This is a genomic window from Pseudomonas sp. SDO55104_S430, from assembly GCF_054070595.1.
In genome coordinates this window covers 1-7,397 of record NZ_JBSVXG010000257.1, presented here as the reverse complement: position 1 = coordinate 7,397, position 7,397 = coordinate 1, and the positions used below count along the sequence as shown (strand labels likewise).

Sequence of the window (7,397 nt, the reverse complement as noted above, 5' to 3'; positions counted from 1 at the left end):
AACACGGTCTGTCAGATAGATCCGGGACACAGGTTTTGCGACTGCTTCGCAGCCGGACGCAGGCTTCGCCAGCTGCTACAGGTTCTGTGGCGATTTGACTGACCGCATTAACACACCCAGGCAGTTATCTCAGGCCAACCCATGAAGCTCTTTCCAGTTCCCCGGATGCACGACATAACCGAACAACGCATGCCCGCCATACTCAAGCTCGGTCCCTTCGGGAATCCACAACAACTGACCCGGAGTGACCTCAAACAACTCATCCCCCACCCGCAGCTCAAAGCAGCCCTCAATGACAAAAATCACCTCGTCATAAAGCACCGTCCAGGCCATTTGCGCCCCTTCCCAGCGCGCAAAACCCACGCCGATGTTCGGCGAGATTTCATTGCTCAGAGCCCGGGCCACGAAGGCGGCGCCGGGTGGGCCGCCGCGGAAAGTGAAATCCAGATCCTTGTAATCGATACGCAGAACCCGACCTTTACCCGCCGCACTCATAACTCGCTCCGGCTGTTCCACGCCGCCAGATGAATGCGCGAGCGCACGCCCAGGCCGAGGAACGGCTCCGGCGGATTGAGCGACGGCATGCCGGTCACCGCGCGGATGTCATTCAACTGCGCCGAATCGGCACCTACGGCCAGGTCCGCCAGCATCGTCCCGGAAATCGTGCCCCACGCCGCGCCCACACCGTTGTCGCAAGCAGAGGCGTGAACGCCCGGTTCCAGCTCGCCGAAGAAGTTGGTGAAGTTGCGCGAGATCGCGTAAACCCCGCCCCAGGTGTGGCTGAACGGCACGTCGGCCAGTTGCGGGAAGCGCGACTGGAAGGCTTTGCGGTGGGACTCGCGAATCCGCAGGCGCATGGCATCGCTGGTGCTGCGCCCGTACTTGGGCACGTGCTTGTAGGTGTTGCGGATGATCAGACGGCGATCCTGGGTCATGCGCACCGTGGTGCCGGCGTGATCCGCCGGGGTCAGCCCCCAGTCCAGTTGCCCGCCGTAGGTGGCCAGTTCCGCATCGGTCAGCGGACGGGTCCAGCTGGCGAAGGTCATTACCGGCAGCAGACGGTTACGCAGGTAGCCGAACTCCTGAGTGAAGATGCTGGTGCCCAGCAGCAGCTGCGGCGTGCGAATCACGCCGTTGGTGCCATGCAGAATCCAGCCGCCACGACCGTCGCGCTCCAGACGCTGGATCGGCGACTCCTGCAGCAACTCGACATTCTCCGGCAACGAGCGGGCAAGGCCGGTGACCAGCGCCGCCGGTTGCATCAGGTAGCAGCCCGGGGTGTAGATCGCGCCGCTGTAATGTTGGGTGCCCAACACACCGGCCAGCTCGGCGGTGCCGACCCGGCGAAACGGTTCGCCCAGGTCAGTCATCAGCCGCTCGAAGTGATCCAGGTAAGCCATGCCTCGAGGGCCGACCGCGCCCTGATATTTGCCGGCGTGGGACCACTGGCAATCGATGCGGTGCTCTTTCACCAGCCCCTCTAGCTGGGCGATGGCCGAGCGGTTGAGCGACAGCAGGCGCTGTTTGTGCGCAGGGTCCGGATGCTCCAGCGCAAATTTGTGCGGCAGGTCGATGACGAACCCCGAGTTGCGACCGGAAGCGCCATGGGCGACCCGCTGCGCATCCACCAACAGAATCCGCGCCTGCGGGTGATGCTGGGCCAGTCGGCGGGCGGCAGCCAGGCCGGCAAAGCCTGCGCCGATCACCGCGTAGTCGGCACGCTGATCGCCGGACAGGCGTGTGCACGCCGGTTGTTCGGGCAAGGCTGCGTACCAGCCGCAGCTCGAATCGTCGAAAGGCAAATTGATCGAATTTTTCATGTGTACGGCCTCAGGCGACAGCCTGCTGAGTGTTCTGACAGGACTGCAGCAATGTGCTGCGCTGGGTTTGCGCTTGACGCCCCAGAAGGACAAAGCCGTTGAGCCTGCCTTCGGTGTCAAAGAAGCTTGCGCTCATGCCGTCCTGAGTCGGGGTGCATCGCCATTCACCTGCGCCCGCCACGGCCGGGGCCAACAGGCACAGCGGCGCGGCCGGGGTTTTCACCGTCACCGGCATCAGCGGGTAATCCACCGCCGTCGGCTGACCGAGCAGGGTTTTGCTCAGTGCCTGGATGCCCTGGTTGATCGGCGCCAGATACGGCAGCAACTGCCCGCCGATCTCGATGCAATCGCCCAGGGCGTAGATGCCCGGTGCCGAAGTCTGCAGCTGGGCGTTCACTTGAATGCCCCGCCCGACCGCCAGACCAGCGCTCTGCGCCAGGCTCAGATCAGGACGCAGCCCGACCGCCGACAGCACCAGATCAGCCGTCAGCGTCTCACCGCCAGCAAGCTTCAGCACATAGCCCTGCCCGCTCGATTCAATGGCGTTCACGGTGTTCTGCAGGTGCCACTTCACGCCCAGATCACTCAACGCTCCTTGCAGCACCTCCCCTGCTTCGACGGGCAACAGACGCTCCATCGGCCAGCGACCGAGACCAATGACATCCACTTCGAAACCGTTGTGCGCCAGGTCGTTGGCGAACTCGCAGCCGATCAGGCCGTCACCGAGAATCGCCACCCGCCGCACGCCGGTCAGGCGCTCGCGGAAACCGTGGTAGTCCTGCAGGTTGTTGACGCTGACCATCGCCCCCGCCTCGCCCTGAATCGGCAGGCGGATCGGTTGTGCACCGCTGGCGATCACCAACTGGCCGTACTCCATGTCACCAAAGCTGGTGCGCAACACACGTGCCGAGCTGTCGATGGACTGCACGGTGCAGTGCGGATAAACGCGGATGTTCAGGCGTTTTTCGATGGCCAGCGGCGACTCGCCGGACAGCGCTTCGGCGGTCTTGCCCTGGGACAGACCGATCGACAGTGCGGGCTTGGAATACAGGTGACCGGATTCCTGGGTCAGCACGCGGATCTCGACCTTCGCGTCTGCCTTGCGCAACGCCTGGGCCAGGCCATAACCGGCATAACCGCTGCCGATGATGACGATGGGCTGACGTGGCGCGGCGGCGATAACCGGCGCGGTGACAGGTGCAATCACAGGTACTGCAACCGCTGCCGGTGGCGTGCCAACGGCAGTCACCGCTTCTTTGTACTCGCTGATATCGAGCATCTCGAAATCAGCCTTGCCTACGTGACACTCAGGGCAGATCCAGTCTTCGGGCACATCTTCCCAACGGGTCCCGGCGAGAATCCCGTCCTCGGGCCAGCCCAGCGCTTCGTCGTAAATCAGACCGCAAACGATGCAAAGCCAAGTCTTGAACATGCTGTTCACTCCCCGGCGACCCGAATCGCCACGTTCTTGGTGCGCACATAGCTGTAAAGCGCTTCCTGGCCTTTCTCGCGACCGAAGCCCGACAACCCGACCCCGCCGAACGGCGTTTCGATGCCGCCGGCGTACCATTCGTTGACGAACACCTGGCCGGATTTCAGGCGGCGGGTGCAGCGCATGGCGCGGCTGATGTCCTGGGTGAACACCCCGGCCACCAGACCGAAATCGGTGCCGTTGGCGATGGCGATGGCCTCTTCTTCGGTGTCGAACGGCATGATTGCCAACACCGGTCCGAACACCTCTTCCTGGGCGATGCACATGTCTGGCGTGACGTCGCGGAACACGGTCGGGCGCATGAAGTGTCCGGCGCGATCGGCAAACGCTTCGCCCCCGGTGACCGCGACCGCGCCGTCTTCGATGGCGCGGCGGCACAGGGCTTCGATGCCCGCCAGTTGTCCGGCGCTGACCACTGGCGTGAGGTCGGCGTTGTCCTCGCCCAGGCCGACGCTGAGACCCTCGGCCATGGCGACCACGGCCGCGACCACTTCTTCATAGATCTCGCGCTGCACCAGCAATCGCGACATCGCCGAACAGACCTGGCCGGCATTGAAGAAGATGCCCCACTGCACGCTGGACAGCAGTTGTTCGAGATTGGCATCGGCAAAAGCAATCGCCGCCGACTTGCCACCCAGCTCCATCACGCTCGGAATCGCATGCTGCGCCGCGTCGCGCAGAATCGATTGACCGGTCGGCACGGAGCCGGTGAAGACGATCTGGTCGACGCTGCGATGGCCGACCAGGTGCGAACCGACTTCGCGACCACGGCCGCAAATCAGGTTGACCGCACCGTCCGGCAGGCCGGCCTTGGCGATGGCGCGGATCAGCACGCACATGCCCAGCGGCGACAGTTCCGGCGACTTGATCACCACCGCGTTGCCGGCCGCCAGGGCCGGGGCCAGGGAACGAGCACAGATCGACACCGGGAAGTTCCACGGCACGATCTGCGCCGAGACGCCCATCGGGTCGTACAGGGTGAAGTCCATGTAGCCGTTGCCCAGCGGGATCGAGGTGCCCTCGATCTTGTCCGCCATGCCGGCGTAGTACTCGAAGTAGCGCGCCGCTTCGATGAACTCGTCCTTGGCGTCGCTCAGGCGCTTGCCGTTTTCCTGGCACAGCACCCAGGCGCCTTCATCGGCCACCGCACGGATTTCCTCGGCGATGCGCAGCATCCAGGTGACCCGTTGCGCGGGACGTGCGCGGGTCAGCTCGCCGCTGTCGGCGCAGCGACGGGCCGCCTGCAAGGCGCGCTCGGCGTCGGTTACGGTGGCCTGGGCGATGGTCGCCAGCGGCTCGGCGGTGCCCGGGTTGTTGACCGTCAGACGCTGGATGCTGTCGCCCCATTGCCCGTCGATGTAGTTGAGCCAGTGAGAGGCTATCGGATACATGACGACTCTCCTCAGACCGACTCGGTGGTAGCCAGCAACTGACGCGCGGCCCACTGGTGGAAGAAATGCGTTGGGATGTCCATTTCCGGAGAGAACGCGCCGCCCTTGTAGCCCGGGGAGTAACGGCCTTTCTGCATGCCTTCCACGGAGCTGATGTCTTCGGCGAACACCACTTTCCAGGACTCGAGGATCGCATCGCGGCAGGCGCTGAACTCTTCGCTGCTGGCCGCTTCGTCGCCAACGTAGAACAGGCGCAGGTGTTCGATGGTGCGGCCCGGCGACACTGGCTCTAGCTGCATGGCGAAGGCGTGGTCGGCCTGGATGCCGAGCAGAACGTTCGGGAAAAACGCCACGTATTCGGCGTTGCGCAGGCGGTCCAGCGGCCAGCTCGGGAATTTCGGCAGGTGGGTACCGGCGACGTCCGACAGGTTGTAGGCGTAGCTGCCCTGACCGGAGAAGTGCTCACCGACGATGATGTTGTAGTGGTCTTCCAGGCGTGAGTAGGAGTTCAGGCTCGGGTGGACCCACGGTAGGTGGTAAGCCTCGCAGTAGTTCTCGACGGCCAGTTTCCAGTTGCAGTTGATGTCCAGCACGGTGGCGTCGTGGCCTGGGCGACGGCTCAGCAGGCTCATGCCGTCTTCACCGAGGAACTGGCTCCAGCGTGCGGTTAGTGGCGCGAGCATTTCTTCCAGCGGCTGTGCTTCGCCGGACAGGTTGATGAACACCATGTCCATCCAGATCGCGCTGCGGATAGCCTTCAAGCCGTGTTTCTCGCAGGCAAAACGCTCGTCCTTGTGCTGGTCGATGCCGCCGACGTGAGGGGTGCCGCGCAGGCCACCGTTCAGGTCATAAGTCCAGGAGTGGTAAGGGCAGCGGATCACGCCCTGCACTTCGCCCGCCTCTTCCACCAGCTTCATGCCGCGGTGGCTGCACACGTTGTGGAACACCTGCACCAGGCCTTCGCGGTTGCGCATCAGCAGCAGCGGCAGGCCCATGAAGTCCACCGGTTTCACGGAGCCGGCCTTGGTCAGGTCGCTGGCGAAACCGACGCAGGCCCAGGTCTTGCCCAGGACCTGATCACGCTCGAGTTCAAAGTAGCGTTGCTCGGTGTAGAACTCGTTGCTCAGGCCCGTCGCTTCGTGGATCGGGTTGAGGACGGTTTCGAGATTCTGGACTGGGATTTGTTGAAGGGTGGTCATTATTGTTTTCCCCTGCTGGGCACGGTATTGGAATTTTCGGCAGGCGCATTTGGCCGGTCCGTTGGCGGCAATTCTGGGAAAACGCGAGGGGTGTCGACAAACGATATTTCGGGAGGGATTAATGACTTTTGATCATGAATACAAACACGCGGAGCGACGGGAAGTGCGGGCTTTTGAGGGGGGAGTTTTTAGAAGAATTGGAACTGAGTGATTAACCTGTGGTGAGGGGATTTATCCCCGTTGGACTGCGCAGCAGGCCCAGCTTTTTTGGGGCCGCTTCGCAGCCCAACGGGGCGGTGCGACGTTTCGCTAAATCCCCTCACCACAATGAATTTTTTTCTTTGGGGAGGTGCGTTATTTGCTAACCGACGCCGGGAGCTGATTGAGCAACCAACTGCGAAAACGTTTGACGCTCTGCCGCATCCCGCCACGGGACAGCGGTTCGAGCAGGCAGAATTGCGCATCGGTGCGCAGCGTCGCTTCCAGCGGTCGTACCAGCGCGCCGCTCTGCAGATAGTCCTCGACCAGATTCGACCAGGCCAGCGCAACGCCCTGCCCGTTCAACGCCGACTGGATCACCATCGAGTAACTGTTGATGTTGATCCGACGCTTGGGTTCGAGGTTTTTCAGGCCCTGGCTTTGCAACCAGTCAGCCCATCCCAGCCAGTCCCGCTGCGGGTCGTCGAGCACCAGCCAGGTACAGGCCGCCAAATCTTCAGGCTTGTTCAGGGCCGGATGCTTGGCCAGGTAGGCCGGGCTGCACACCGGGTAGACCTCTTCGGAAAACAGCGGCGTGACCTGCATTTCCTTGGGCGGAGTACTGCAGTAATACAGCGCCAGATCGCAATCCAGACGCGAGAAATCCTTGACCTGATCATGGGCGATGATCCGCAGGTCGATCTCTTCGTTTTCACGCTGGAATTCGGACACTTTGGGCAGCAGCCACAACGAAGCCATCGCCGTACTGGTGGCCACCGTCACCTGCTCGGCACCCTGCCAGTGACGAATCTCGCCGGTGGCCTGGGCAACCTGCAGCAGCGAGGCGCGGACCGTCTCGTAGTACTGACTGGCGGCGGGGCTGAGTTGAATGGTGCGGGTGGTGCGTTCGAACAACACCTTGCCCAGGTAATCCTCGAGCAGGCGCACTTGCCGGCTGATGGCGCCCTGAGTGACGTTCAGTTCCTGCGCGGCCAGGGTAAAACTCAAATGACGCGCGGCGGCTTCGAACGCGACCAGACTGTTGAGAGGCGGTAGAGGGTGGATTTTCATCAGGCAAGGTCACGTCGTTATTTTGGTTTTATGGCGCGAGTTTAGCTTTTGGTGTGGGTGCTGGACAGCGGTGCTCTTGATGGCGGTGAAGCAGGTTGTTCAATCGTCGCCTGATCGATCGCTTTCGCGGGCAAGCCTCGCTCCTACAGGGTTCTGTGCTGGCCCGCAAACGCCCACTCTGGAGGAGCGAGGCTTGCCCGCGAAGACGGCATCCCGGAACCACCGT

Annotated in this window: 6 protein-coding genes and 1 pseudogene; all 7 read right to left on the bottom strand. The window is 62.8% G+C overall.

Translation table 11 applies throughout. The features are described from left to right. Positions 1–129: 129 nt before the first annotated feature. Positions 130–495, bottom strand: a complete 366-nt coding sequence (locus tag ACW9JE_RS26760) for an ethanolamine utilization protein EutQ (RefSeq protein ID WP_457434464.1) — start codon at positions 493–495, stop codon at positions 130–132. Then, positions 492–1,820: an NAD(P)/FAD-dependent oxidoreductase gene (locus tag ACW9JE_RS26755; protein ID WP_224534966.1), complete on the bottom strand. Its 1,329-nt coding sequence runs from the start codon at positions 1,818–1,820 to the stop codon at positions 492–494. Before ACW9JE_RS26755 ends, ACW9JE_RS26760 begins: the two co-directional genes overlap by 4 nt. 10 nt (positions 1,821–1,830) lie before the next feature. After that, positions 1,831–3,099: an FAD-dependent oxidoreductase gene (locus ACW9JE_RS26750; RefSeq protein WP_224535012.1), complete on the bottom strand. Its 1,269-nt coding sequence runs from the start codon at positions 3,097–3,099 to the stop codon at positions 1,831–1,833. Continuing rightward, positions 3,088–3,252: pseudogene (locus ACW9JE_RS26745) on the bottom strand (rubredoxin); the annotation flags it as partial. The gene ACW9JE_RS26750 and the pseudogene ACW9JE_RS26745, both read right to left, overlap by 12 nt. 5 nt (positions 3,253–3,257) lie before the next feature. Beyond that, complete coding sequence (locus ACW9JE_RS26740; RefSeq protein WP_457434463.1) at positions 3,258–4,703, bottom strand: aldehyde dehydrogenase family protein; 1,446 nt, start codon at positions 4,701–4,703, stop codon at positions 3,258–3,260. An 11-nt stretch (positions 4,704–4,714) separates the two neighbouring features. Then, positions 4,715–5,902 carry an aromatic ring-hydroxylating oxygenase subunit alpha gene (locus ACW9JE_RS26735; RefSeq protein WP_457434462.1) on the bottom strand — a complete coding sequence of 396 codons (1,188 nt, stop codon included), beginning with the start codon at positions 5,900–5,902 and terminating at the stop codon, positions 4,715–4,717. A gap of 354 nt (positions 5,903–6,256) precedes the next feature. After that, on the bottom strand, positions 6,257–7,171 hold the full coding sequence (locus ACW9JE_RS26730) for a LysR substrate-binding domain-containing protein (protein WP_457434461.1): 915 nt from the start codon (positions 7,169–7,171) through the stop codon (positions 6,257–6,259). Positions 7,172–7,397: the final 226 nt, after the last annotated feature.